Source organism: Telluria sp. ZT3P25 (assembly GCF_059685895.1).
In genome coordinates, this window is record NZ_JCASIJ010000001.1 from 3,353,556 (window position 1) to 3,378,190 (window position 24,635).

Annotated in this window: 23 protein-coding genes; 12 read left to right on the top strand and 11 right to left on the bottom strand. The window is 61.4% G+C overall.

What is annotated here, in order from left to right; genetic code table 11:
• Positions 1–54 precede the first annotated feature (54 nt).
• Positions 55–555 (top strand): GlcG/HbpS family heme-binding protein, encoded by a 501-nt coding sequence (locus tag AC56LY_RS14895; RefSeq protein WP_499580740.1) that lies wholly within the window; start codon positions 55–57, stop codon positions 553–555.
• A 55-nt stretch (positions 556–610) separates the two neighbouring features.
• Positions 611–1,048: a hydroxyisourate hydrolase gene (uraH, locus tag AC56LY_RS14900; protein WP_499580742.1), complete on the top strand. Its 438-nt coding sequence runs from the start codon at positions 611–613 to the stop codon at positions 1,046–1,048.
• 46 nt (positions 1,049–1,094) lie between these two features.
• Here the strand turns inward: uraH and cynR are convergent, their stop codons facing one another.
• A complete protein-coding gene (gene cynR / locus AC56LY_RS14905; RefSeq protein ID WP_499580744.1) occupies positions 1,095–1,991 on the bottom strand; it encodes a transcriptional regulator CynR in 897 nt (298 codons plus the stop codon).
• Positions 1,992–2,112: 121 nt separating this feature from the next.
• Between cynR and AC56LY_RS14910 the strand changes: the two genes are divergently transcribed.
• Positions 2,113–2,826, top strand: coding sequence for an HPP family protein (locus tag AC56LY_RS14910; RefSeq protein ID WP_499580746.1), 714 nt, complete (start codon positions 2,113–2,115; stop codon positions 2,824–2,826).
• Positions 2,827–2,979: 153 nt separating this feature from the next.
• On the opposite strand, the gene AC56LY_RS14915 is transcribed toward AC56LY_RS14910, so the two are convergent.
• Positions 2,980–3,363: a winged helix-turn-helix transcriptional regulator gene (locus tag AC56LY_RS14915; protein WP_499580747.1), complete on the bottom strand. Its 384-nt coding sequence runs from the start codon at positions 3,361–3,363 to the stop codon at positions 2,980–2,982.
• Between the two features lie 94 nt (positions 3,364–3,457).
• Between AC56LY_RS14915 and AC56LY_RS14920 the strand changes: the two genes are divergently transcribed.
• Positions 3,458–4,180, top strand: coding sequence for an SDR family NAD(P)-dependent oxidoreductase (locus AC56LY_RS14920; RefSeq protein WP_499580748.1), 723 nt, complete (start codon positions 3,458–3,460; stop codon positions 4,178–4,180).
• 148 nt (positions 4,181–4,328) lie between these two features.
• On the opposite strand, the gene AC56LY_RS14925 is transcribed toward AC56LY_RS14920, so the two are convergent.
• From AC56LY_RS14925 to AC56LY_RS14935, 3 genes are all read right to left on the bottom strand, one after another.
• The gene (locus AC56LY_RS14925) at positions 4,329–5,096 is read right to left on the bottom strand and encodes a class I SAM-dependent methyltransferase (protein WP_499580750.1); all 768 of its coding nucleotides are present in this window, start codon (positions 5,094–5,096) and stop codon (positions 4,329–4,331) included.
• 235 nt (positions 5,097–5,331) lie between these two features.
• On the bottom strand, positions 5,332–6,582 hold the full coding sequence (locus AC56LY_RS14930) for a spherulation-specific family 4 protein (RefSeq protein WP_499580752.1): 1,251 nt from the start codon (positions 6,580–6,582) through the stop codon (positions 5,332–5,334).
• A gap of 431 nt (positions 6,583–7,013) precedes the next feature.
• Complete coding sequence (locus tag AC56LY_RS14935; protein WP_499580754.1) at positions 7,014–9,197, bottom strand: putative bifunctional diguanylate cyclase/phosphodiesterase; 2,184 nt, start codon at positions 9,195–9,197, stop codon at positions 7,014–7,016.
• A gap of 243 nt (positions 9,198–9,440) precedes the next feature.
• Here AC56LY_RS14935 and AC56LY_RS14940 point away from each other — a divergent pair, with 243 nt between their 5' ends.
• Genes AC56LY_RS14940 through AC56LY_RS14960 form a run of 5 tightly spaced genes read left to right on the top strand, consistent with a single transcriptional unit; the run spans position 9,441 to position 17,661 of the window.
• Positions 9,441–10,496, top strand: a complete 1,056-nt coding sequence (locus AC56LY_RS14940; RefSeq protein ID WP_499580756.1) for a M35 family metallo-endopeptidase — start codon at positions 9,441–9,443, stop codon at positions 10,494–10,496.
• Positions 10,497–10,502: 6 nt separating this feature from the next.
• Positions 10,503–13,313 carry a type VI secretion system Vgr family protein gene (locus AC56LY_RS14945; RefSeq protein ID WP_499580758.1) on the top strand — a complete coding sequence of 937 codons (2,811 nt, stop codon included), beginning with the start codon at positions 10,503–10,505 and terminating at the stop codon, positions 13,311–13,313.
• A gap of 9 nt (positions 13,314–13,322) precedes the next feature.
• On the top strand, positions 13,323–15,551 hold the full coding sequence (locus AC56LY_RS14950; protein WP_499580760.1) for a T6SS effector phospholipase Tle3 domain-containing protein: 2,229 nt from the start codon (positions 13,323–13,325) through the stop codon (positions 15,549–15,551).
• Between the two features lie 2 nt (positions 15,552–15,553).
• Entirely contained in the window at positions 15,554–17,368 is a 1,815-nt protein-coding gene (locus AC56LY_RS14955) for a type VI lipase adapter Tla3 domain-containing protein (protein WP_499580762.1), read from the top strand.
• Positions 17,369–17,394: 26 nt separating this feature from the next.
• On the top strand, positions 17,395–17,661 hold the full coding sequence (locus AC56LY_RS14960; RefSeq protein WP_499557933.1) for a PAAR domain-containing protein: 267 nt from the start codon (positions 17,395–17,397) through the stop codon (positions 17,659–17,661).
• 1 nt (position 17,662) lies between these two features.
• Here AC56LY_RS14960 and AC56LY_RS14965 read toward each other — a convergent pair whose 3' ends face one another.
• From AC56LY_RS14965 to flhF, 6 genes are all read right to left on the bottom strand, one after another.
• The gene (locus AC56LY_RS14965; protein WP_499580764.1) at positions 17,663–18,178 is read right to left on the bottom strand and encodes a hypothetical protein; all 516 of its coding nucleotides are present in this window, start codon (positions 18,176–18,178) and stop codon (positions 17,663–17,665) included.
• 78 nt (positions 18,179–18,256) lie between these two features.
• Complete coding sequence (motD, locus tag AC56LY_RS14970; protein WP_499580766.1) at positions 18,257–19,012, bottom strand: flagellar motor protein MotD; 756 nt, start codon at positions 19,010–19,012, stop codon at positions 18,257–18,259.
• A 9-nt stretch (positions 19,013–19,021) separates the two neighbouring features.
• Positions 19,022–19,765 (bottom strand): flagellar motor protein, encoded by a 744-nt coding sequence (locus AC56LY_RS14975; RefSeq protein WP_499580768.1) that lies wholly within the window; start codon positions 19,763–19,765, stop codon positions 19,022–19,024.
• Entirely contained in the window at positions 19,747–20,475 is a 729-nt protein-coding gene (locus tag AC56LY_RS14980) for an RNA polymerase sigma factor FliA (RefSeq protein WP_499580770.1), read from the bottom strand. The genes AC56LY_RS14975 and AC56LY_RS14980 overlap by 19 nt, the downstream gene beginning before the upstream one ends.
• A 45-nt stretch (positions 20,476–20,520) precedes the next feature.
• Positions 20,521–21,339 carry a MinD/ParA family ATP-binding protein gene (locus AC56LY_RS14985; protein WP_499557941.1) on the bottom strand — a complete coding sequence of 273 codons (819 nt, stop codon included), beginning with the start codon at positions 21,337–21,339 and terminating at the stop codon, positions 20,521–20,523.
• Complete coding sequence (flhF, locus tag AC56LY_RS14990; RefSeq protein ID WP_499580772.1) at positions 21,332–22,729, bottom strand: flagellar biosynthesis GTPase FlhF; 1,398 nt, start codon at positions 22,727–22,729, stop codon at positions 21,332–21,334. Before flhF ends, AC56LY_RS14985 begins: the two co-directional genes overlap by 8 nt.
• Positions 22,730–23,030: 301 nt before the next feature.
• On the opposite strand from flhF, the gene AC56LY_RS14995 reads away from it, so the two are divergent.
• The 3 genes from AC56LY_RS14995 to AC56LY_RS15005 all read left to right on the top strand — a co-directional run bounded on the left by AC56LY_RS14995 (position 23,031) and on the right by AC56LY_RS15005 (position 24,201).
• Positions 23,031–23,354 (top strand): hypothetical protein, encoded by a 324-nt coding sequence (locus AC56LY_RS14995; RefSeq protein WP_499580774.1) that lies wholly within the window; start codon positions 23,031–23,033, stop codon positions 23,352–23,354.
• A gap of 110 nt (positions 23,355–23,464) precedes the next feature.
• Positions 23,465–23,923 carry a DUF2778 domain-containing protein gene (locus tag AC56LY_RS15000; RefSeq protein WP_499580776.1) on the top strand — a complete coding sequence of 153 codons (459 nt, stop codon included), beginning with the start codon at positions 23,465–23,467 and terminating at the stop codon, positions 23,921–23,923.
• Positions 23,920–24,201 carry a hypothetical protein gene (locus AC56LY_RS15005; RefSeq protein ID WP_499580778.1) on the top strand — a complete coding sequence of 94 codons (282 nt, stop codon included), beginning with the start codon at positions 23,920–23,922 and terminating at the stop codon, positions 24,199–24,201. The genes AC56LY_RS15000 and AC56LY_RS15005 overlap by 4 nt, the downstream gene beginning before the upstream one ends.
• Positions 24,202–24,635: the final 434 nt, after the last annotated feature.

A 24,635-nucleotide genomic window follows, 5' to 3' on the forward strand; every position in this document is an offset into this window, starting at 1 on the left:
TGTCGCCATGTGCTGCGTACCATGCGGCCATTCGAATACCACCGGGATGATTCCATGTACCACCCACTGCCTGCAGGTTTGCTCATCGCGTTGTCACTGGCCTGCACCCAGGCCAGCACTGCCGCCCCGCTGACCGTACCCCACCGCACTGTTTCACTCGATGGTGCCAGCCGCTTGCTCGACGCAGCAATGGCTGCCTGCCATGCCGACGGCAAAGTGCTGGCCGCCGCCGTGGTCGACCGCGGCGGCAACCTGGTTGCCCTGCGCCGCGACGATGGCGTCGGACCGCACAACACCATCGCTGCCCAGCGCAAGGCCTACACGGCGCTGTCAACCAGAACGGCAACCCGCCTGCTGGCTGCCAATGCCCGCGCCAGCGCCGAAGGGGCCAACCTGAACACGGTCGACACGCTGCTGCTGCTCGGTGGCGGCGTGCCACTGATGGCTGACGGCGAGCTCATTGGCGCCATCGGCATTGCCGGCGCTGGCGGACCTGCCACAGACGAAGCCTGCGCACAGGCCGCAATCGACAACGTGTTCCGCAAGACGCCCTGATCGCTGGCGGTCTTGACCTTCCGATTATCTTCACACCCACCTCTACGGAGAACGCATGAAATTCATTCAGACCCTGCTCGTTGTTACCCTCGGCGCTGCTGCGCACTCCGCCAGTGTCGCGGCCGCACCCACTGTCGCACCTTCCGCCGCGATCAACCCGCTCAGCGTCCATGTCCTCAACCTGCAGGACGGTTTGCCATCAGCCGATGTGGCTGTGACTCTCGAACAGCGCGTAGGCGACGGGTGGACCATGCTCGGCGAAGGCGTCACCAATGCCCAGGGCCGCATCCCGGCCCTGTTCCCCGCCGGCGTGACCATGGTACGCGGCACTTACCGGGTCACATTCAAGACCGGCAAGTGGTTTGCCGAGCACAAGAGCCCGACGTTCTTCCCCGAGATCCCTGTCATTTTTACGGCCGACGGCAGTGTGCCGCATTACCACGTGCCCCTGCTGCTGAGCCCTTACGGCTATTCGACTTACCGCGGCAATTGAATCCGCACAGCGGGAAAGACAATCAGCAGTGCGCCGGCACAGATCGTCAGGCGCCTGATGTCAAATCCCGCACCAGGCCGGTCAATACGTCGACCAGTGCTTTGCTCGCCGCCGTGCGGTACGCCCCTTTGCGCCAGGCGTAGACGACATGGCGCGTCATCATCGCCGGCTGCAGCGCAACCGCGTGCAGATCGGTACAGGCGGCAGAGATCGGGTTGGGCAGAACTGTCCCCAGCGTTCCCTGACGAACGATTTCGACCAACGCGCCGATGGCATTGACTTCGACGGCGACCTTTGCCGCGATACCGTGGGACGCGCAGTACGCATCGATTTGCTGGCGGGTGGCGAACGACTTGTTGAGCAACACCAGCGGTTCGGCAGCGAACGCCGCCAGCGGCAACGCGGCAGACCGGGCGGCGAGTCGGTGACTGGCGCCGGTCACGAAGCCGAGCTGTTCTTCGTACACCGGTGTGTAGTCGAGTTCACCCGGCTGCAGCGGGCTGAAGGCGATGCCGAGGTCGAGTTCGTCGTTGATCAACATCGCTTCGATGTCTTCCTGCGCGACTTCCGAAAAACTGACTGTGACCCCTGGATGCAGTGCATGGAACCTGGCGATCAGCGGACCGATCAGATATAGCGATAACGTCGGCGGCGCGGCACAACGCAGCACGCCACGGTGTGCAGTGCCGACATCCTGGATCGCGCGGGCGCCGGCGTGAAGATGCTGCATGCCGAGTTTGGCGTGGCCCATCCATGCCTCGCCGGCATCGGTCAGGCGTACGCTTTTTCCACTGCGGTCAAACAGCTGGACACCCAGCAACGCTTCGAGCTGCTTGATCTGCTGCGACAGCGCCGGTTGCGACACATGCAGCGCCGCCGCGGCACGGGTGAAGTTGCGATGCTCTGCAACGGCAAGAAAATAGCGGATATGGCGCAGCAGCACGAAAGCTCCAATGATTCGTTTTACTTATCGACATCATCGTATATCAGTCTTGGACCTTATGGTTGTGAGTGGTTATATTCGCAGCCCGAACGGTCCACTCAGTTTTTAGAAAGATTTCATCTTGTCGTCCTTTCAGCAATGGTGTCGCGACTTCCTTCCCGCCCCGATTCAAATAGCGCCTCGTGAACAATTTCGCAGCAGCCTGGGCGCGCTGATCGGGATATTTTTTACGGGCGTGATTGCCTCGTTTCTCGGCGGACCAGTCGACAATCTGCCATTGCTGGCAGCGCCCTTGGGCGCGTCTGCCGTGCTGTTGTTCGGCGTACCCGCAAGCCCTCTGGCCCAGCCATGGGCGATCATCGGAGGAAATCTGATCGGCGCAGTAACAGGCGTCAGCTGCGCTTACTTGATCCCGATGCCGCTCCTGGCGGCAGCAGTTGCCGTGGCAGTCACGGTCATGCTGATGTTTTCGTTTCGCTGCGTGCATCCACCGTCCGGTGCGGTGGCGATCACAGCGGTGCTGGGAGGCAGCAAGATTCATGCACTCGGGTATGCATTCGTGCTGTTACCGATCGGCCTCAATTCTGTTGCCCTGCTTGCCGGCGCCCTGGTTTATCACAGGCTCACCGGGCATCGCTATCCTCACCACTCGGTTCACAGGACGCCTGCGGCCAACCGTGACGCGACGGAGGTATTCACACGTGCGGACCTTGACGCGGTATTACGCAGGCGCACCGAAATACTGGATGTCGATGTCGATGACCTGGAATCGGTGCTGGAAGAAGTAGCGCAGGAAAGTCAGCGACGTCGTATGACCATGTCGAATTCGTCGTGAAACGGGAGATGGTGGAATGCAGGCCGCTTCGAGTGGATTGCTGCCGTAAAATGAACGGCTGAATCCAAGACCAAAAGCAGACACCGGTAAGCGCATTAACCAGATTGAGCTGCTCCTTATCGTGTTTTGAAGCCTGCTGCGTTTTTGGCAAGGTCAGAGAACTTTCAGGCGGCTAGCCTGCAGATCGAAGTGCTGGCGGGCATTGTCGATCCGGTCAAGATTGGTATTCACCCAAGTACCGAGTAATTTGACAGGTACGACCATTTCGCGGCCCAGCTCGGTCAACACATATTCGACGCTTGGTGGCTTGGTCGGGTAGACGGTGCGTGTGACGAAACCGTCACGCTCAAGCCCTTTCAACGTTTGCGCAAGCATTTTCTGTGAGATGCCCCCTATTGCGCGGCGCAACGTACTGAAGCGCTGTGGTCCTGCTTCCAACTGCATGACAATCTGTACCGTCCACTTGTCGCCAATTCGCGCCAGTGCGCAGGTAAGACGTGCGCATGGTGCGGTTACCTCTAGGTAACTTGATTTCAAAATAGTGCCTCCTTGGCGTGAAATAGTTTCGTCTATACAGTAGGTAACCAATAGAGAGCAGTTTATCTCTTCGGCTTACAGGAGTGCATAGTTCATGACGCAACAAGTTATTCTGATTACAGGTGGTACCTCGGGTATTGGTCTTGGCTTGGCCCAGGCATTCATGGACAAAGGCGCCCAAGTTGCTGTATGCGGTCGCTCGGTACCGGCGCTCACGCGTTTCACTGAACGTTTTCCACAGGCGCTCGCAATCCAGGCCGACGTGACAAGCGCTGTGGCGCGCACTGGTATGCTGCAAGCGGTTGCCGATAAATTCGGCCGGCTGGACGTATTAGTTAATAACGCAGGCACCTTCGTTGAACGTGACTTCGCTGCCGGTGTCGATGCAACTCCCGCACTCGAAGAGGAAATCGCGTTGAACCTGACCGCGCCCATCCAGTTGACGGGAGAAGTGCTGGTGCGTTGGCCATCGCTGGAGGCTATCGTGTTTGTGACCTCGGGCTTCGCGCTGGTGTCGCCTACCCGTGCGCCCACTTACGGCGCAGTAAAGGCGGGACTGCACGCATTTGCAGATGCTCTTCGACGCCAGCTTGATCCTGAGGCCACGCACGTCCTCGAGCTGATGCCAGCGATGACCGATACGCCCATGAATGCGAAGGCCACGGGAAAGAAAATGTCAACCGCCGCGGTGGCTCAGGTCACGCTCAGGGCGCTGGCAAAGCGACGGCCGCTGGCCCTGCCTGGGCCAGTGCGGATGTTGCCCCTTCTGTTGAGAATCGCGCCAGACGTCATCACACGCATGATCGCAAAGACCTGACGCTCGTTGTTCCTGCTCCTTGCGTCTGAGCGCTTCTGCCGGCTTTCCGATTCTCATCTTTAAGTGGTTTATCAAACGGCACGTCACATACCTGAATGGCCTGTCAAGACAATCGGTGCTGCATAGACCCTCTGGTTGCGCATTGTGCTCAGGGCTTGCGAAACACGACCGCATGCTGGATCGGCAGCGACTTGATGCTGCGTTCCCATTTCAGGCCATGCGCCGTGGCTTCACGCCGTATCTGCGCCTCGCTCATCTTGTGCAGCGGCTTGATCGCGACTGCCGGATCCTCGGCGCGGTATTCGACGAAGACAACGCGCCCGCCCGGTTTGAGGGCAGCGACGATGCTGTCGAGGACTTCTGCGGGATAGGCAAGTTCGTGATAGACATCGACCATGATGGCCAGGTCGACGCTGGCCGGTGGCAGTTTGACGGTGGTTTCGCTGCCCAGCACCGAGACCACGTTGCGCACGCCGCGCTTTGCCATCTGGCTGTCGAGCATGGCGATCATTTGCGGCTGCACATCGACGGCGTACACACGTCCATTGGGCCCGACTTTTTTCGCCAGTTGCCAGGTGTAATAGCCGGTCCCGGCGCCGATGTCAGCTACCGTCATGCCGGGCGCCAGCGCCAGTTCCTGCAGCAGCAATGCCGGCCGCTCCTCGTGTGCGCGGCTTTCGCGTTCGAGCCATTGCGCGCCCTCCCATCCCATCACGCCGGAGATCTCGCGACCCATGTAGCGCTTGCCGATGCCGTCCGGGCTGGGTGCGCCACGTTCATAACGCGTATCGGCAGTCGCTGGCTGTGCCACGGCATCGATGCTGGCGGATGACAGCAGCGTCAGCGCCGACAGGCAGGCCAGCAGGACAGGGAGTGTACGGCGGGTGTGGCAATTGCTCGGGCGGGTGCAGTGCATGATCGTTTTCCATGAGAAGTCGCTGCCTGCAATCGCGTGGGCAGGCTTGCCGTGAATAGGAACGATCAGTGTAGCTGCGTCGGCGGCCTGATGTACTTTCGCGTGGCGACTGGCGTTCCTGCCGCACTTGCGCTTATACCTTCCAGCTGGAACGCCGGCAAGACGCATGAAGGGAAATTGGCCAGCCTTGACAAGGCCGGCCTCGTGGATGTTCTAGAATCAGCCCGAAAAACGACTAATCCTGGAAGTAGAATTGCTGGCTCGACGCTGCGCTATACGGCCAGGCGCTTGCCCACGAACCTGCACTGCTGGTGTCCATGGTGAGGGCGTTCCCCGTCGTCTTGGCAGTGAAGTATACCAATCCGCCAGCCTCTCTCATGGCAAACAACTGACGATCTCCCAGCGTGCAGCTTTCCCACGTCACTGCATTCGCGTTGCTTGACCCGGCTGTCAGACACAGACCGCCATAAGTCAGCTTGTAGAAATTCTGGCCCGAGACGTTTTGGTAGACCAGATTCCAACTGGCAGCGGATGTACAAACCTGCTGCTCCGCGTGACCACTCGTGGCCGACAGGCAGAGATAGCTTGCTTTGTTAACGATCTTGCGGTTCAGGTTCCCCCAATTGACGCCTGGTGCTGCCGTGCTGCTGCCATTGAGGAGCTCGGTTTCTCGCGCCCAGTATGGCGGCAAGCTTCCCCAGGTGTTTTCGCCAGCCTGCCAGTTGCCGCCGATGTTGGTGACATAGCCATAATCCGCCCCACGGGTCCTGATTTCCTGAACCACACGTTCCATATCTGCCTGCGCAGGTACGGAGTGCACGAGATGCCATGTCAACACGCCTTTGGCTCGTGCTGTCGCCGTTGCGTTGGTGATCTGCTGGACCTGGCTGGTGTACGAGGACGTATCACTCTCGAACAATACGGCTATTTCGCCTGCCTGTGTTGCATTGACCACGCAGTTGTCCGGCACGCCCGCATTGAACGCAATCGTTGCATCCGCACGGTACTTCTTAACGATGGTTCGCAGCTGCTGGTATTCGTTCACGAACGCTGCACAGTTCCAGTTTGCCGGGGCAGCTTCGTCGAAAAAGATTCCTTTGATATTGGGCATCTGCTGGAAATAGTTGCGGACCTGGGCTTCGATCCGTTCCCAGGTTTGGCAGACCCCCATTTGATTGCAGGAATGGTTGAAATAACCTGTCGGGACGTACCCGATCAGCCGTACGTTGCGGCTCGTCTGTTGATCGACGATGCTTTTATAGCTAGCAAGATCCGGGACCAACGTCGTTGTCTGGCCCTGAAAGATGCCACTGTCAGGGTTGATCAAGGCCAGCGATCCGGTAGGTAGCTGGTTGTACAGGCTTGCATTCGTGCCCCAGTAACTGATGACGCCGATCTTGGTCGCGACTACCTGCGCCTGAACCGGGGTCGACATGCCGCTTGCAACACAAGCCAACATGGCGCTCAAAAGTGCATATTTTTTCATACTGTCTCCTTTGTATGATTCGGTGAACATCAATGGATGAGCGCCGGTTGACGCAGCGCGTGAAGATAAAGCGCGAGTTGCCGGCGAGCATCAGCAAATGGTGTGACTGACACTTGTCCGGTCCATCAACGCACGCTGCGTGCGCTGACTGGCGGCAGGCACATTGTTGGCCAACAGGCCTGTTTGACACAGGTTGGGATTGACTTTCGTTTCATATCGGCCGCGCCGGGCCAAGACCTTACATCAGCAACGGTCGAAGAGCGAAAATTCACTTCAAAACCACGTTTCATCGCGTGTTGAAGCTTATAACGTTGTCACAGCGCGCACAACGACTTACGAAATACTTTTACATCTCGTTGTTTTTTTCTTTTTAGTTACCTTTTACTTTCGAGCTCTTTCCATAAACGCGTGCCAGCTTGCGCAATGACCTTCTATTGGCCCTTACCAGCAGGCGCCGCGCGCAGCAGCGCTTCGATGGCGTCCGGCGCCACCGGCCGGCTGTAGCAGAAGCCCTGCATCTGGTCGCAGCCGTGGGCCAGCAAGAAGGCAAGCTGGTCGGCCGTTTCCACGCCTTCGGCAATCACGTTGAGCTTCATCGAATGGGCCAGGCCGATCACGGCGTCGACAATGGCGGCGTCGTCGGCATCGTCGATCAGGTCGCTGACGAACGAGCGGTCGATTTTGAGGCTGTGGATCGGGAAGCGCTTCAGGCTGGCCAGGCTGGAGTAGCCGGTGCCGAAGTCATCGATCGCCAGCTGGACGCCCATCGCGGTCAGGCGCGCCATCGTTTCCGTGGCCGCCACCGGGTTCTGCATCAGCACGCTTTCGGTGATTTCGAGCGTCAGCGCGCGCGGGTCGCAGCCGGTTTTCTCGAGCAGCACCGCGACGCGCTGGGCCACGTCCTGGCCCAGGAACTGGCGCGCCGACAGGTTCACGCTGACGCGCACCGGCGGCAGGCCATCCTGCTGCCAGGCCACCTGCTGCGCCATCGCGGTTTCCAGCACCCACTCGCCGATCGGCACGATCAGGCCGGTTTCTTCGGCCAGCGGAATGAAGTCGGCCGGCGACACCATCGGCTTGCCTTGCGGCTGCCAGCGCAGCAGCGCTTCGACGCCTCCCAGGTGACCGGTGGCGATGTCGACCACGGGCTGGTAGTGCAGCACGAACTCGCGGCGCTGCAGCGCGCGTTGCAGCTCGCTTTCCATGCGCAGGTGCAGCGCGGTCTGCGCGCCCATGTCGGCCATGTAGAAGCTGAAGCCGTTGCCGCCACCGCCCTTGGATCCGTACATGGCGCTGTCGGCGCACTTGAGCAGCGTGGCACTGTCGGTGCCGTCGCGCGGGAACATGGCGATGCCGATCGACCCGGTCGGGAATACCTCCTGTCCGCACAGCAGCAGCGGCTGGAACAGGTTATCGAGCAGCTTGCGGGCCACGCGTGCGGCGTCGGTCTCGCCGTTCATCTCGGGCAGCACGACGACGAATTCATCGCCGCCCTGGCGCGCCACGGTGTCGCTCTCGCGCAGCGTGCCGGACAGGCGGCGCGCGATCTCGACGATCAACTGGTCGCCGGCATCGTGGCCGAGCGTGTCGTTGACGTGCTTGAAGCGGTCCAGGTCGATGAACATGACGGCCACCTGCGTACCGGCGCGGTGCGCGTGGGCGATGGCGCGCTCGAGCCGGTCTTGCAGCAACACGCGGTTCGGCAGGCCCGTCAGCGCGTCATGGTTGATCACGCGCAGCAGCGCTTCTTCGGCGCCCTTGCGGCGCGAGATGTCTTCGACCACGGCGATGAAACGCTGGTTGCCGTAGGCATCGCGCATCGTCGAGACGCTGACATTGACCCAGATCGGCGTGCCGTCGCGCCGCAGCAGGCGCCGCTCGCGCTGGTAGTCACTGATCTCGCCGTCGCGCAGGCGCTTGACCAGTGTCAGCTCGTCCGGCAAATCGTCGACGTGGGTCAGTTGCTGGAAAAAGCGCTGCAGCAGTTCGATTTCGCTATAGCCCAGGATCTGCGCCATCTTGCCGTTCACGCGCAGCAGGCGGCCGTCCGGACCCAGCAGCACGATGCCCACCGCCGCCTGGCTGAAAGTCAGGCGGAAGAATTCCTCGCTCTCCTGCAGGCGCAGGCGCGCCTTGCGGCGGAAGGTGATGTCCTGGCCGATCAGCAGCAGCATGTAGCCACCGGCCTGCTCGGTGCGGCGGATATTGAATTCGAGATGGCGCACGCCGTCCGGGCGGCCGTCGAGCGAGACGAGGATGTGGTCCTGCGGCATGCCGGTCGCCAGTGCATCGCTGACCCGCGCGGCCAGGCCAGCGTCGGGCAGCCAGCGCGCGAGCGGATGACCGGCGCTGGCGGCTTCTTCCGGCGCGTCGATCAGCTCGGCCATCATGCGGTTCATCGAGCGCACGCAGCGCTCGGCATCGATGACCAGCAAGCCTGCCGGCATGCCGTCGATCACTTGCTCGAGGTAGTTGCGGTTCTGGCCGAGCAGCGCGTGGGCATCACGCAGCGCGTGGGCTTCGCTGGTGTGCCGGGCAAGTTCGGCGGCGGTGGCGTGCAGATCGGTCGCCGACACAAGGGGCGGCGCGGAAGTCTCGTTCGTCTGGATCATCATGGGAAGCACCTGTGGCTATCCAACGTGATCGAATGTTATTTTTTTGTTGGATACAATTGTTGCATGATAGCAAACCAATGCCGTGCAGGCGACCGTTGTCGATCCGCTGTTGTTATTTTGTGTGAGGTTTCTGGGTAGTGGCTGACCTGATGCAAGCTGGCCAATGGCAGCCGCTGCAGCAGCGCAATGTGGGCAGAGAAAATAAGGTGAGAGTCATCCGGTCCAACCCAACCGGAGTCCACCATGCATTCAGGTTCCTTGCTGTCGCGCGCCGCAGGCGCCTTCGCTGTGTTGTGCAGTGCCGGCGCGGCGCAGGCCCAGGTCATCGTCACGCTGAACCCGGCGCAGCCGGCGGTTGGTCGCGGCGACAACGTCCTGGTGACGGTCACGCTGACCAATACGTCCGGCACGTTCCAGCATCTGCTGCGCTGGCGCACGCCGCAGCAGGGTCTCGACGCGCCGCTGTTCGAGGTGCAGCGCGACGGCCAGCCGGTGCGCTACCTGGGCCGCCGCATCAAGCGCGCCGCGCCGGAGCCAGCCGATTTCCTGCAACTGGCTCCGGGCGAGGCGCTCACGCACACCGTCGAGCTGTCGCGGTTCTACGAGATGCGCATGACCGGCAACTACACGATCCGCTATCGTAGTCCCGCCCTGCCGGCGCCAGCCACGACCGTCGGCGCAGTCGTGGGCGAACTTGCCTCCAACCCTGTCACGATCCGGGTCGATGGCAGCAGCACGCCGCTCCCGCAGGATGCCCCCGCCGCAGGCCCTGGCTTTGCCAATTGCAGCAAGGCCCAGCAGACGCAGCTGGTGACCGCGATGGCAGCCGTGCGCGCGATGGCGGCCGACAGCCAGGCCTACCTGACCTCGGGCGCCTCGTACGGCGCGCGCTACGCGCTGTGGTTCGGTGCGCAGGATGCCGCGCGCGGCGCAAAAGTCACGGCCAATGTCACGGCGATCAAGGAGGCGTTCGAGAACAAGCCGGTCAGGATCGACTGCGATTGCGACGAGCCGTATTTTGCCTACGTGTATCCGGCGCGACCGTACACGGTCTGGGTCTGCAAGGCGTTCTGGGCGGCGGCAACGACCGGCACCGATTCGCGCGGCGGCACGCTGTTGCACGAGCTGAGTCACTTCGATGTGGTGGCGGGCACCGACGACCATGTGTACGGCCAGACCGGCGCAGCAGAACTGGCGCGCAGCGCACCGCAGCGGGCAATCGACAACGCCGACTCGCATGAATATTTCGGCGAGAACACGCCGGCGCAGGCGAGCCTGTCGCAGGCTGCAGGGGAGTGATCGACCATGACACTGCCTCTCGCCACCCTTGCCGCCGCCCTGGCCAGCTACCGGCTCGACACCCGTAACCGGCCACTGCGCATGGTACTGGGCCAGCCCGGCGCGACCGATGTGAATGCGCTGCTGCCGCACTACGCCAGCGCCAGCGAATCCGTGTGCGGCGGCCTCGAGCTGCAGATTCTGTGCCTGTGCGAAAGCGCGAAGCTCGAACTCAAGCGCTTCATCGGCCTGCCCTGCGAGCTGCAGATCGTGACCGACCGCGGCAACCTGCGCAGGCTGTGCGGAATCGTCACGGCGGCTGCGTCGGGCCACAGCGACGGCGGCATCGCGAGCTACAAGCTGACCGTGCGCGACGCACTGTCGGTGATGGATGTGACGCGCACGACGCGCGTTTTCCGCGACAAGAATGAGCTCGAGATCATCGAACTGGTCCTCAAGGAATGGCAAAGAAACAATCCCGTGATCGCATCGACCTTCGACTTCGAGATCGCCAGCGGCCTGCTCAACCGCAAGCTTCCGAAGCGCGCGCTCACGATGCAATTGAACGAATCGGATGCCAGCTTCGTGCGCCGCCTGATGCAGCGCCGCGGCATCGCCTGGTTCGTTCGCCCGGGCAGAGCCGACCGTCAGAATCAGGCCGGCGGTGAGGCCGCCGGCGTCGGCCACACGCTGGTGCTGTTCGATGATGACAAGACGCTGGCGTGCAATGCGGCCGGCACCATCCGCTTTCACCGCGACGGTGCGACCGAGGAGCGCGACGCGATCACGCTCTGGAGCGCCGAGCGCACGCTGGTGCCCGGCCATACCTCGTTGCACAGCTGGGATTACCTGACCCCTGCCAACGGGGGCGCCACGACCAGTTCGCCGCTGCGCGTCAACCAGGGCAAGACGGGGAACGCACTGGCCGCCAGCCTGGAACATTATCAGGTGACGGCGCCGCATCTTGGCGACAACCGCCCTGACCTGCTGGCAATCAGCGATGCGCTGGTGGCGTACCACGAATTCGTCGCCAAGTGCTTCCACGGCGAAGGTGCGGTGCGCGACCTGGCCGTTGGCGAGTGGTTCGGTCTGACGGGCCATCCCGAAATCGACAAGCACCAGCCCGAACAGCGCGAATTCGTCGTGACTGCGCAGCGCATCGATGCTACCAACAACCTGCCGGCGGACATCAACGCCCAGGTCGAACGGCTGTTTGCGCGCAGCGGCTGGGACACCGCCCGGCTTGACGACACTGCCCAGGCGCTGCGCTACCGGTGCCGCTTTACCTGCGTGCGGCGCGGCATACGGATCGTGCCGCCGCCACCAGTGATCCCGCAGCCGCAGTTGCAAAGCGCGATCGTCGTCGGGCCAAAGGACGAGGCCGTGTGGTGCGACCACCTGGGACGCGTCAAGATCCGTTTCCCGGCGACGCGTGCACAGGAGAACGTGGACGGCGCCGGTGCCTCGGGTTCTGATCGCGACTCGGCCTGGGTGCGCGTCGCATCCGGCTGGGCGGGCAACGGCGCCGGTAACCAGTGTGGCGCGCGCCTGCTGCCACCCGTGGGCGCCGAGGTGCTGGTGGCGTTCGCCGCTGGCGATCCCGACAAGCCGGTCATCATCGCCCAGGTCTACAACGGCGCCGCCCCGCCGCCCCGCTTCCGGCGCGAAGACGGCCTGCCCGCCAACCGCTATCAGTCAGGCCTGCGCAGCCGTGAAATCCGCGGCCAGCGCGGCAACCAGCTGCGGCTCGACGACACGACCGGGCAGATCAGCGCTCAGCTGGCGAGCGACCATGCAGCCAGCGAACTCAATCTGGGCTACCTGACCGAACCGCGCCAGGAAGGCCGCGCCAGGCCGCGCGGCGAAGGGGCCGAACTACGCACCGAAGACGCCATTGCACTGCACGCAGCGCGCGGCATCCTGCTCAGCGCCTGGAAGCTGCTCGGCGGTGCCGGCGACAAGGGTGCGCAGCTGGCCCGCGACGATTATCTGGGCCTGCTGCGCGACTGCGGCGAACTGTGCGCGTCGCTGGGCAACTACGCGGCGCAGCACAACGGGCTAGCCATCGACACGGCCGAGCAGGAGTCGCTGCTGGCGCGCTTCACGGCGTGGGAAGACGGCAGCAATACCAAGCCGGAGGCAACGCAGCCGGGCGAACCGGTGATCGCCGTGACGTCGCCGGCAGGGATCGGCTTTGCCAGCTCGAAAGCCGTGGTCAGCTACGCGGGCACCAACGTCGACACAGCCGCGCAGCAGCACATGCAACTGACCGCGGGCCAGCGGTTCTCGGTCAATGCCGGCAAAGGGTTGTCGCTGTTCGCGCATCACGGCGGACTGCATGCGATCGCCCACAACGGCAAGCTCCTGATGCAAAGCCAGCATGACGACACGGCCATCGAATCGGCGCCGAACATGCAGCTCACGGCGACGGAGGGCACGGTGACGGTCACGGGCAAGGTCATCCTGCTGGTGGCTGCTGATGGCTCGTTCCTCAAACTGGGCGACGGCCCGCCTGTACTGGGCAGCAAGGCGCCTTTGCGGTTTCATGCGCCGGATTACACGCTCGACGGGCCTGAATCGATGGCGGCCCAGTTCCCGACGTTTGGCGCCGGCGGTGCGGACCAGAAACTGGAACTGCGCTATCCACGCGGCGTGGCGGACGACGACGGCGCCGAGCCGCTGGGCGCGCTGGTGAAGGACATGAAGATGCACGTGGCGCTGAGCGATGGCACGAGCCTGGAGGGTGTCAGCGATGCGCAGGGCAAATCGGAATTGCTGGCGCGTGATGCGATGCATATGGCAGAGATCGTGCTATCGCGTGGTGGCGAAGACCAATAGGAGAGCGAAATGGCCAACAAATATCCGAAAAGTGAATACGTCATCAAACGCGACAACGCGCTGCTGCAACCTTGTCGCATCAGCGACAAGGTTGTCGACGTACCGCGTGAGCAACCCTGCAACATCATCGTGGTACATGGCGTAAATGATGTTGGCACCAGCTATGGCGCGGTCGAGGAAGGGCTGTGCGCGGGACTGCAGGATCGCCTGCTACGCAAGTTCAAGCCTGGGACCTACCGGATGCCTGGCGCAAAGGACAAGGAGACGCTGCTGGATGATCCTGATGCGGTGTTTTTCAAGCGCCACACGGCGCCCGACACGGATAGTCCGGTGATCCCGTTTTACTGGGGCTTTCGTGAAGTGGGCAATCTTACGAAGACTGTGAATGGCCAGAAGACGGATCGCAACGGCAATCGCCTCGACAAGGACCTGTCCAAGGGCGGCGGCCCGTTCGGCAATGCCACCAGCACTCTGCCCGACATGTGGAACAAGGGCATATATGCGCCATTCGATCCGGCCGGTGACCCGCTCCGACCTGTCAAGAACGGCCCGGGCCGAATGTACATGGTGCTTGCTGCACGACGCCTGGCGGCGCTGGTAGCAATGATTCGCCAGTATGAGCCCACTGACACTGTCAACATCGTCGCGCACAGCCAGGGTTGTTTGATCAGCTTGCTGGCACAGGCTTTCCTGATGGAGATGGGTGAGCGTACGGCGGATACGCTGATTCTGACGCATCCGCCGTATAGCCTGGATCAAGGGATAGGCTTGTCGATGCGGACTGCCGCATTCGTCAAGGGCGATATGGACGAAGCCATGAGCAATTTCTATGACCTGATCTCTGACAGACAAACGATCAGGGCTCGCTTGGAGACACTAGTCAATATCGTTACAGGCGTCGCGAAGTCCAAGACAAAGTCACCCGTATTCGCCCGCATTAGTGAAACAGACTCCGGCGGCATGGTGCATGGCCGCTGGAAACCGAATTCTGACCGAGACAACCGTGGCAAGGTCTATTTATATTTCAGCCCAGAGGATATGACGGTCGCACTGGACAATATGCGCGGCATTGGCTGGCAAGGCGTTCCGGATACCGTTGCAAACGTAGTCACCTCGGAAGAGGTGAGAGCTTACGCCAGGAGTCATGACAATGCACCTACGCCGCGGCGGCGCAAGGCTCTTGGCGAACTCGGCCTTGCCTTCCGTCAGAGGGTGTTCACAGCAAAGCTGCGACCACATTCTGGAACGGGAAAGGCCGCGCCAGTGCTAGTAGGCCAAGCGCCGCACGATTTCATCCTGAGGCTACCGAACGAAGACGACCATGCCCACGTCGCGGCAAGCGGCCGCACCCTGCGCGAGTCATTGCCGGTGACGTCATCAGCGACGCTCGAGCGGGAAATTGACCGGCGAGGTGTCAGGACGATCAATGGCGAGGCGCTCAAAACCCCATGCCAAGCCGACATTCAGGGTAATCAGATTGCTGCTGACAAGATTCCATCGGATTCGATGCTCTCACAGGTCGAACTCAAGGATCGCGGGCCTTGCGAGGAAGTTGATGCGATTGACGCCGCCACTGCCGTCACAAGCAATAAAGGCCTTCACGTCAGGAGCGAAGGCCTGAAGCCTGCAGTCATTGCGTCATTGCGGTCATGGAGGACCGGCGATGTCGTGGAGTCTGATCTTAAACGGCTGGAAGCCGCTTACAACCAGGTCAAACGTCCCGGCAATACCAACCCTGAGGATAGGGAACGCATAGTGTCAGGCGAACGTTTCGCCAATGGTGCGATCAAGGCGCAGATAGAAGAAAGCCCTAATGCGGCAAGGCTGCGCTGGCAGAAAGAATTGAGTCCGAAATCGTTTCATAGCGTGATTTTTGCAAGTAGCAAGAATCATCGGCAGGTCACTGCATACGATTTATCGATTGGGAGTGGCAAAGCAGTGAGTGATCCGACGTTTCGCGCATATTTGTGCGCTGTGGCGGATTGGCGGCTGAAGAAACCAGACCCGAAAGTGCAGTCACAAGAAAATATACTAACTTGGGACCTGTTTCGTCAGCAATTCAATTCTTACTATGAAAGCGAGCCCGATTGGCGAAAGGGTTTGATCAGAGGGAACTGCGACTATTACAGTCTCGGCATTCTGCCAACTGCTCTTCCGCTATTAACTGGGAAGTTATGGGATATTGTTATTTCAGAAACAATATCAGGCAAACGGGTTACTTCCATATTGGGAGGTTAGTAATGGGCAATGATCAAATCGATGAATCTCAAATCAAGTGGCCACGATTGTGGAAATATCTGCTGGGTGCATTTTTCACATTTCCAGTTCTTTTTTCACTGTGGGTAGGGTTCGACATCTGGGCTTTGCGTCCGGAACTTACTGATATTGATACGGGAGCGGCGATGAACAAATTGCGATGGTTCGGCATTCCTCTGATCGCGGTGATTCTCTTATTCGGCGGCAAGTGGCTAATCGATGTACATGCTGCCAATGGGCGAGAGCATGAATGGCAACAAAAAAAACAATACCTTGCGGATCAAGATGCTCGCGCAAAAAAATCGGAACACTCTAGACGTGAATATGTGCTTGAAGTGTTGGGTTTAGGAATCACAGTAGAAAAGTACCGCCAAGGGAAACTTTGGCATGTGCTGCAACAAGGTGGACCCTACACAAGTATTCGCGAACTAGATCCCGAGAAGTATCCATGGACTGGATTCGACAAAATGGGCCAAACCGGTAGTCGGGCCTGTGATGCTCTCGAAAACGGCGCCAATTCGTCCCCGATGTTTTGGGGGGTACCATCAATGTATGCAGGTAGCTCAGTGGAGAATCCCAAAGACCAGCCCAGCGAAGTCTCGCCAATGTCCGGCCTTGCGGCAAGCGCAGAAGGAACTGGTATGGCATGGCATCTATTTACAATAGGGCCGTGGCAGCTTAGTGAAAATCCTGACCAATTACTGGAACAGGCATTCGCTTTTTTCGATGCACACCCTGATCTTCCATATCTGGTGCTGCTTAGTACTGAGAGTGATTCAAGTCGTGACTATGGACAATTACCAGGTAAAGAGCCGCGTGTTCAAACTGGTCACTACATTCCCGAGTACTCCGATGCCACAGCGGTCTTCGTTCTGGCACGACGTGAGCGAGTCGAGCCACTGCGTCCTTACGCATGGAACGATCCGGACAATAACTATCTGCAGGAAACACTGCGCCAGATGTACTACCAACTCATGAGCACAGTACCCATGCGGCCAGAAATGAAAGCCGAGTGGCCAAATAGCACCAGACAACCCACCGTCGCCGAATGGCTCCCCGCCGCCGCCAAATTCGCCAAACACCCCGTCTTCGACCGCCCCGAAAGCACGCTGCTCGACGACTACAAACGCTGGGCCAATCCGCCTCCGAAAGACTGGAAACCCACCCCCTGGTTCCCGGTCCCCTGGAACCGCAACCAGCTTGCCGCCTTCGACGCCCTGCCCTCGATGGGCTTCATCCACCGCCCCGTGTTCGTCAAGTTTGAGGATGAAGAAGGCAAGCCGGTCAAGCGCCGCGACGCGCGTCAAAAGGTGCTGGAGGCCGGCTGGCAGCAGGCGCTGCAAACGCTGCCCGAAGCACAGCGCGCAGCAGGCCCGGCGCGCATCATCGCTGCGTTCAACCATGACACCGAGCAGAAGATCGCGCTGGCAGGCACGCTGCACGCGTATGCCGCCCAGGGCGGCCCCGACATCGACACCGGCAAGACGTCGCAGTTCATCGATACCGACCAGCGCATGGGCAATACCGGCGCGGCGACCTTCTTCGTCCAGATGGCGGTGGGCGTGATGGGCAGCTATATCGACGGCGGTGCCTCAGCGGCGATCAATCTGCGCGATCCGACCGGCGCCAGCATCGTGTTCATCAGCCCGCCGAGCAAGGAACGGCGCGAAGCACAAGGGGCGAACATCTTCAAGCACATCGTCCAGCCGTCGATCGATCCGGACAACTACAAGCCACCGACCGTGGCCTCGGTACTGGGCGCAGACGCAGTCCCCGAACACGACACGGCATCCGACTGAATCATCGTCACAAGAAAGGCTCAATCATGCGCAACATCATCAGGCTCGGCGACGCCACCTCGCATGGCGGCAAGGTCCTAAGCGTCAGCGCGCGGCATGTGAAGGTGGGCGGTATTCCAGTGGCGTGCGTGGGCGACACCTGCAGTTGCCCCATCAAAGGTCACAATGGCTGCAAGATCGTCAGCGGCTCGGCGCAGCATAAAATCGATGGCAAGCTGATTGCCTTCGATGGCGACAAGACGAGTTGTGGCGCGACGCTGATCGCCAGCGCCACCAACTGCAAGGCGCCCTGAATCAGCGCGCGGCCATCCTGACCGTGTGCGAGAACTTCACCGGCAGCGCCGGGCTGCTCTTGATGCCGCCCGCGTCGAGTTTGCGCAGATCGGTCACCCACGGGCCGGCGTAGCGGATCTCGTAACTGTGCTGGCCCGGCTTGAACGCATAGGCCTGCGTGATGTCGAGCGTGTTCAGGTAGGTCGTCTGCGGCTTTATTTCGAGGTAATCGGCAGCGTTCAGCGGGCCGCGCTTGACCATGCGGCCCGTGTAGGCGACCGTGTCCGTCAGTGAACTGAGTGCAAACCGTGGCGCGCTCAGGTCGTCGCCCAGCGCGATCTCGCGCGGAATCCATACCGGCGCATCGCCCCGGTTCTCGATCAGCACCCGCACCTTGACCTTGCCGGCCCCGGTTTCGACTTCGAGCCGGTGATGGACGTTCACCTTGGCCTCCACGGCCTTGACCACGCCAACTACGCCGACCAGCGACAGCACCATTGCCAGCTTGGCCGCCGGCGAGCTTCGTTTGACATGCATTGCGACTCCTAGAGGATCACGGCAGGCGTCACCCGCGCGACGCTGCCTGTCGATTATGCCATGATTCGATCAATACATTCACGGAAGTATGTTTCCGCCGGTTTCCGGCAGCGCTGCCAGGATCATCACCGCCACGCGCCGGTTGCGCGCCTTGCCGGCCTCGTCGGTATTGGGCGCCACCGGGCGCGTCGCGGCAAAGCCGATCGCCGACAGGCGCACCTCGGGCACGCCGTTGGCGGCAAACAGCCGCACCACGCTGCTTGCACGTGCGGTAGACAGTTCCCAGTTCGATGGATACAGCGGATTGGCGATCGGCAGGTCGTCGGTGTGGCCTTCGACTTCGATGCGGTGCGAGTCGTTCTTGAGCAGGCCCGCCACCTGCGCCAGGATGACCTGGCCCTCGCCGTCGAGCACCGCCTCACCCTGCGGGAACAGCACACTGGCATTGATCTCGACGCTGATGCCGCGCGCGTTCTGGATCACCCGCACCTGGCCCGACTTCACCAGCGGCAGCAAGGTCGCCGACAGTTCGCGCGCCATCACGCCCATCTTTTCCTGCTCGCGCCGCGCCGCTTCGTTGCGGCGGCGGTTGATGATGTGCGACAGCGGCAGCACCGGCTCGACGTTGGTGTTGACCTTGGTGGCGGCGCCGCGCCCACCGAACGCATCGCCCAGCGCATCGGACAGCACCTGGTACTTGCCTTCGTTGACGATCGAGATGGCGTACATGACGACGAAAAACGCGAACAGCAGCGTAATCAGGTCGGCGTATGAAATCAGCCAGCGTTCGTGGTTTTCGGTGGGGACATCGTCGTCGTAGCGCTTGCGGGCCATGGCGCTGTCCTAGTGGTGCGTGAGCAGGCTGGCGACGCGTTCGTCGATGACGCGGCCATGGTCGCCGCTGGCCAGGTCCGAGAACACTTCGGCCAGGATCTCGTACTGCGACACCTTGTCGCTGACGATGGCCTTGAGCTTGTTGCCCACCGGGTAGAAGAACAGGTTGGCCATGCCCACGCCATACACGGTCGAGACGAACGCGACCGCGATGCCGGAACCCAGGCGGGCCGGATCGGACAGGTTTTCCATCACGTGGATCAGGCCCAGCACGGCGCCCAGGATACCGATCGTCGGCGAATAGCCGGCGGCCGATTCCCAGATGCGCGCCGCCTGGCGCTGGGCGAATTCGTAGCCGTTGATTTCGTGTTCGAGCAGGCTGCGCACCTTGTCGGGCGCGATCCCGTCGACCACCAGGCGCAAACCCTTGGCGATGAAGGGGTCGGCCTTGCTCATGAATTGTTCAAGCGACAGCAAGCCATCGCGGCGTGCCGTCAGGCTCCACAGCGCGATTTCGCGCGACAGTTTCTGGCGGCCGTTTTTGGGTGGCACGAATACCCAGCGCAGCATGGTGATGCCGCGCAAGAAGGTGCGCGTCTCGCTTTGCAGCAGCACGGCGCCGAAGGTGCCGACCACCACGATGGCAAATGCGGCAGGCTGGATCAACGACGAGAACTTGCCGCCGTCGAGGGTGTAACCGAGAAAGATGCCGGCGATCGCCAGCACCAGGCCGATTACGCTGGCCCAGTCCATAATTGCTCCCGTAAGGTGGTGCGCAAACGTGCGACGGCCTGGGTGTGCAGCTGCGACACCCGCGATTCACTCACGCCCATCACGGCGCCGATTTCCTTCAGGTTCAGTTCTTCTTCGTAGTACAGGCCCATCAGGAGTTTTTCGCGCGGCGGCAACTTGTCGATCGCGTCGATCACGGCTTGGCGGAAATCGGTTTCCATCAGGCTGCGCAGCGGATCGGCATCGTCCACCGCATAGCGGTCGAGGAAGCTGTCGCTGCCTTCGTCGGCGTGGAAGTCTTCGTAGTACAGCAGCTGGTGGCCGCCCGAGTCGGCCAGCATGTCCTGGTACTCGTCGAGCGAGATCTTGAGCGACGCGGCCACTTCGGATTCGCTCGGCGGGCGGCCCAGGCGCTGCTGCAGCGACTGCATCGCGCCTTCGACCTTGCGCATGTTCTGGCGCGTGCTGCGCGGCATCCAGTCGCTGGCGCGCAGTTCGTCCAGCATCGCGCCGCGGATGCGCAGCACGGCGTAGGTCTCGAACTGCGCGCCGTGGTCGTCTTCGTAGCGGTTGATCGCGTCGAGCAAACCGATCATGCCGGCCTGGATCAGGTCATCGACCTCCACCGAAGGCGGCAGCTTCGCCTTCATGTGGTGGGCAAGACGCTTTACCAACGGCATATGCTCCGTCAGCAAAGAATTCTTGTCCGCTTTCCCTTTGGCCGTGTACATGCTGATATGTATCTTTTTCTATGTGCGTATTCGATGGCGGCTGCGTCAGGAACCGATGGACGCGCTGCCCTGGCGGCCGAACTGCGGCATTGCAGGCAGTGCGAACTTGCCGGCCAGCTGGCGAAACGCAACCGATGCACCGGCCAGCGGAAACGCATCGACCACGGCCCGGCCCAGACGCGCGGCGCGGTGCAGGTATTCGTCGGCCGGCACGGCGCCCATGAAACTGAGCTTGACGGCCAGATAACGTGTTGCTGCCAGTGACATATTATCGTATACCACCTTGGCTTCCCCCTCAGTAGCGCCGGTGACCAGGATGCCGAATGGGCGGCGGCCCAGTTCCTGCGTCAGGCGCTTGATGAGCGAGTAGGCATTGGTGATCGAGGCTGCGCTGGTCGATACCTGGATCACGATCTCGGAACTGGACATCAACGGCACCGGGAATTCGCCGTCCGGGCCCAGTTCGCCATCGACGATCACGATGCCCGCTTGCGTGGCCAGCACATCGAACGTCTTGCCAAGGCGCCGCACGTCGTCGGTCGATTCAGGCGCGCCCATGGGCACCACCGAGAAGCCTTGCGGGGCCGGATGGATCACCTGGTTCAGCGCGCTTTCCTGGCGTGCGACCTGCAGCAGCGACGCGCCGCGGTTCAGACCCAGACGGCGGGCGACGCCGTATTCCACGTTGCAGGCGTCGACGATCAGCACTTCGTTGCCCGCCTGGGCCAGCGAGGCGCCCAGGTTCACCAGCATCGCGCCCTTGTCGTCTTCCGGCGTGGCCGACAGAAACGTGACCACGCGCGGACGCGGGCCTTGCAGCATGCGGCGCAGGCCTTCGGCCTGGTCGAAGTCAAAACTAGCCATGCGACACCTCGCGGCGGTTGGCCTGCGCAGTGGCTGCCATCAGCATCGGCAGGTCGGCGTCCGCCGGGGCCGTGCCACGGTTGCGGAACGCGCGATCGATCAGCATCGCGCTGTCGGCCACGTGCAGGTCTTCCGGCACGCGCTGGCCGTTTGAGACGTAATGCAGTTTGAGCTTCTGGCGAATCACGATGTCGAGCACGCCGCCGGTGGAGGCCGCTTCGTCCATCTTGGTCATGATCGCGCCGTGCAGGCCGCTGCCCTGGTAGGCGCGCACGACTTCGTTCAGCGTCTCGTTGGTCGACGTCGAGTTCAGGCACAGCAGGCGTTTGACTTCAGCACCCGAGCCCGACAGCATCGCGACCTGCTCGGCCACCATGTGGTCGCGCTGCGACATGCCGATGGTGTCGATCAGCACCGTGTGCTTGTTGCGCAGTTCTTTCAGGGCGATGCGCAGGTCGGCTTCATCCTTCACCGAGTGCACCATCACGCCGAGGATCTTGCCGTAGATGCGCAGTTGCTCGTGACCGCCGATACGGTAGGCATCGGTGGTGATCAGGGCCAGCTTGTCCGGGCCGTGGCGCATCACGCAGCGTGCGGCCAGCTTGGCGGTGGTGGTGGTCTTGCCCACGCCGGTCGGGCCGACCAGCGCGAACACGCCGCCTTCGGACAGCATCGCGTCTTCGTTGCCAATGGTCGCCAGGTTGCGTGCCAGCACGGTCTTCACCCAGCGCATCGCTTGCGCTGCGTCGTCGGTGGCAGGCATTTTTTCAATGATATAGCGCGCCAGCGTGGCCGAGAAACCGGCAGCGAGCATCTCACGCAGGACGGTCGCCTTGTGCGGCTCGCGCTGGGCGGTCGAGCCCCACGACAGTTCGGCCAGCTGGGTTTCCATCAGGCCGCGCATGGCGCGGATTTCGCTCATCATGCTGCTGACTTCAGAGGTCGCCGATTCCTTGGCCTGGGTGATGGCGGCGCTCATCATGGCGGTCATGGCGGCCATGTCGATGGTCGGTTCAGGCGCCGGTGCGCGGCGTTCGGCGTAGGTTGCGACCGGCTCGGTCGGCGCCAGTGGGGCGACAGGTGCGACGTAGGCGGGTGCGACCGGCGCGTTCATGGCCGGACCGGCATCCTGGTAGCGGCGGGCCGGGGTGGCGCGCGGCGCCGCCGGTGCGAGTTCGTCGAAGTGCTGCAGCTGCGGCTTCGGCTGGGCCATCTCGGAATCGGCGACAGGTGCCGACAGCGAGGCGACGTCATCGTTATCGAGCGCCAGGATTTCGACGGCGCCATCGACCGGACGGTTGGACAGGATGACGGCATCCGGGCCCAAGGCTTCGCGCACCTTGCGCAAGGCATCCCGGGAAGTTGCCGCTGTAAATTTCTTCACTTTCATCGTGGTTCTCCGCACTTCAATCTATGTTCTGCATGACGGGCACATGCCCATCGATAGGAATCATTATTGTCGATGCCGTGTGGAAACGATCAGCCGAGAAGGATGGGGAAAAGGGCCTATTTCCCCACAATCAGAAAAAGTGATACCAGTTTTTTGCAACTTGGCAGGATTGATGCGGTTGCTGTCCGGGTTTGCGCTGGCGCAAAAAGGTGGCGTGCGGGTGCCGACTTTGCCGATGCCGGCCAGGTCGAACCGTGACTGGCACGGCTGGCGTGCCAGTTCCACTTATCAGGAGACTCCCATGGCACGCTCGATCCGGCTGATTTACCGTAACGTACATGGCCGTGTACGCCAGAATTTCAACTGGCCCGGCCTCACCGAGAGCTCGGCCGTACTGATCACGGCCGCAGAATGGAAACCGGTTCTTGACCCGTTCGATTCACCACCCGGCCGCCCTCACCTGGGCGACGCCAATGTGTATGTCACCAATATCGGGCCGCACGATCCCGAAGGCGGCGCCGGCGGCGTCGAGTTTCATCTGCATGTCGACTGGGACAGTCCGCTGCATGTCGTCGTGACGATCACCGATCTGGGGCGGATCGAAAAGCAGATCGTGATTGGCTAGGCGACACCGCGCGCCGCTGTGGCAGCGTCATCGGTTGTGGCACCTCAGCAACCGCCTGCGTCAGCTACCTATGATCAAAAGCTCCTCAACCAGGCTTCAAAGGGTTCCCTATGGTCGAATGTACATTCAAACTCAACGGTAAACCGCTGAGTACGTTTGAAATGAACTCGTTAAAATTTCCAGCCTTTTCAGGCTTGGACAACCAGGTAAACCGCCGGGAGTTCATTTGCAACGCGAATTCCGGTCCAATTCCTCCCGGTGTCTACTACCTGCTCGATCGCCACTCTGGCGGTACGCTGGGAGCACTCCGCGATGTATTCACCGGCCGCTCTGACTGGTTTGCCCTCTATGCCGCAGATGGCAACGTCGATGACGAATTTTTTTGCGACAGGGTCAAACGGGGCAACTTCCGTCTGCATCCGAAAGGACCAGCCGGTATCAGCAGAGGCTGCATCACCATCGAGCGGGAGGTCGACTTCAATATTTTGCGCACTCATATCAAGGCGACGACCAGGATGACCATCCCCGATAGCACGTTGACAGCTTACGGCCGGGTGACTGTCACGTGAAGAAAATTATCCTGCGAAGCCTGATGACGATGTGGGTACTGGTCGCTACCGCCGCACTTGCCCGCTTATGGCTGACCTACCATTACCTCTTCCCGCAGGTGCCAATTCCCTTCTTTATCTGGCTCAGCGATCTATATGGCGCAACCAACGGTGAGGAAATGGCCGATGTCGAATTGCTTGTCGCTCTGGCCGGTGCACTGGTGATCGTACTGATCGTCACATCGACCGGCATCCTTGTCTGGCGCAAACTACGCCCACCTCCTCTGGCGCACGACTAGCCAGAGCCAGGGCAGTGCACAAGCGCTGCCCTGGCGATTACATCGGCACACCCACCAGGCTCGTTGCGCGAATCGTCTTGGTCTCAGTTACAAGAGTGCATTACGCTGACAACCCGGACTGACTTCGACGTACTTCGACATCAACTCATCGCAGGCGGTCAGGTTCTCATTCCAGGCACCTCTTACACGCTTATGGACGAGTGACTGTTCAATGAAGAGGACACTGCTACGACTATCTCTGTTCTGATTATCCATCACGACCTTTTCCCACCGTTCCCGGAGGCATGGGCAATCTGCCTGATCGAGCTGTATGGCTCAAGGGATGGCGAAGAGCTGGCCGATCTCGAGATACTCGTCACCCTGGGGCTGGCATTTACCGTGATCACGACCATCACGATGCTTGGCTGGCTCGTCTGGCGTCACATCCATCGCCC

Bases quoted from the DNA above. Each gene is read 5' to 3' on its own strand.
- AC56LY_RS14895 (WP_499580740.1), top strand. From the start codon at position 55: ATGTACCACCCACTGCCTGCAGGTTTGCTCATCGCGTTGTCACTGGCC.
- uraH (WP_499580742.1), top strand. From the start codon at position 611: ATGAAATTCATTCAGACCCTGCTCGTTGTTACCCTCGGCGCTGCTGCG.
- AC56LY_RS14920 (WP_499580748.1), top strand. From the start codon at position 3,458: ATGACGCAACAAGTTATTCTGATTACAGGTGGTACCTCGGGTATTGGT.
- AC56LY_RS14925 (WP_499580750.1), bottom strand. From the start codon at position 5,096: ATGCACTGCACCCGCCCGAGCAATTGCCACACCCGCCGTACACTCCCT.
- AC56LY_RS14930 (WP_499580752.1), bottom strand. From the start codon at position 6,582: ATGAAAAAATATGCACTTTTGAGCGCCATGTTGGCTTGTGTTGCAAGC.
- AC56LY_RS14935 (WP_499580754.1), bottom strand. From the start codon at position 9,197: ATGATGATCCAGACGAACGAGACTTCCGCGCCGCCCCTTGTGTCGGCG.
- AC56LY_RS14940 (WP_499580756.1), top strand. From the start codon at position 9,441: ATGCATTCAGGTTCCTTGCTGTCGCGCGCCGCAGGCGCCTTCGCTGTG.
- AC56LY_RS14945 (WP_499580758.1), top strand. From the start codon at position 10,503: ATGACACTGCCTCTCGCCACCCTTGCCGCCGCCCTGGCCAGCTACCGG.
- AC56LY_RS14950 (WP_499580760.1), top strand. From the start codon at position 13,323: ATGGCCAACAAATATCCGAAAAGTGAATACGTCATCAAACGCGACAAC.
- AC56LY_RS14955 (WP_499580762.1), top strand. From the start codon at position 15,554: ATGGGCAATGATCAAATCGATGAATCTCAAATCAAGTGGCCACGATTG.
- AC56LY_RS14960 (WP_499557933.1), top strand. From the start codon at position 17,395: ATGCGCAACATCATCAGGCTCGGCGACGCCACCTCGCATGGCGGCAAG.
- AC56LY_RS14965 (WP_499580764.1), bottom strand. From the start codon at position 18,178: ATGCATGTCAAACGAAGCTCGCCGGCGGCCAAGCTGGCAATGGTGCTG.
- motD (WP_499580766.1), bottom strand. From the start codon at position 19,012: ATGGCCCGCAAGCGCTACGACGACGATGTCCCCACCGAAAACCACGAA.
- AC56LY_RS14975 (WP_499580768.1), bottom strand. From the start codon at position 19,765: ATGGACTGGGCCAGCGTAATCGGCCTGGTGCTGGCGATCGCCGGCATC.
- AC56LY_RS14980 (WP_499580770.1), bottom strand. From the start codon at position 20,475: ATGTACACGGCCAAAGGGAAAGCGGACAAGAATTCTTTGCTGACGGAG.
- AC56LY_RS14985 (WP_499557941.1), bottom strand. From the start codon at position 21,339: ATGGCTAGTTTTGACTTCGACCAGGCCGAAGGCCTGCGCCGCATGCTG.
- flhF (WP_499580772.1), bottom strand. From the start codon at position 22,729: ATGAAAGTGAAGAAATTTACAGCGGCAACTTCCCGGGATGCCTTGCGC.
- AC56LY_RS14995 (WP_499580774.1), top strand. From the start codon at position 23,031: ATGGCACGCTCGATCCGGCTGATTTACCGTAACGTACATGGCCGTGTA.
- AC56LY_RS15000 (WP_499580776.1), top strand. From the start codon at position 23,465: ATGGTCGAATGTACATTCAAACTCAACGGTAAACCGCTGAGTACGTTT.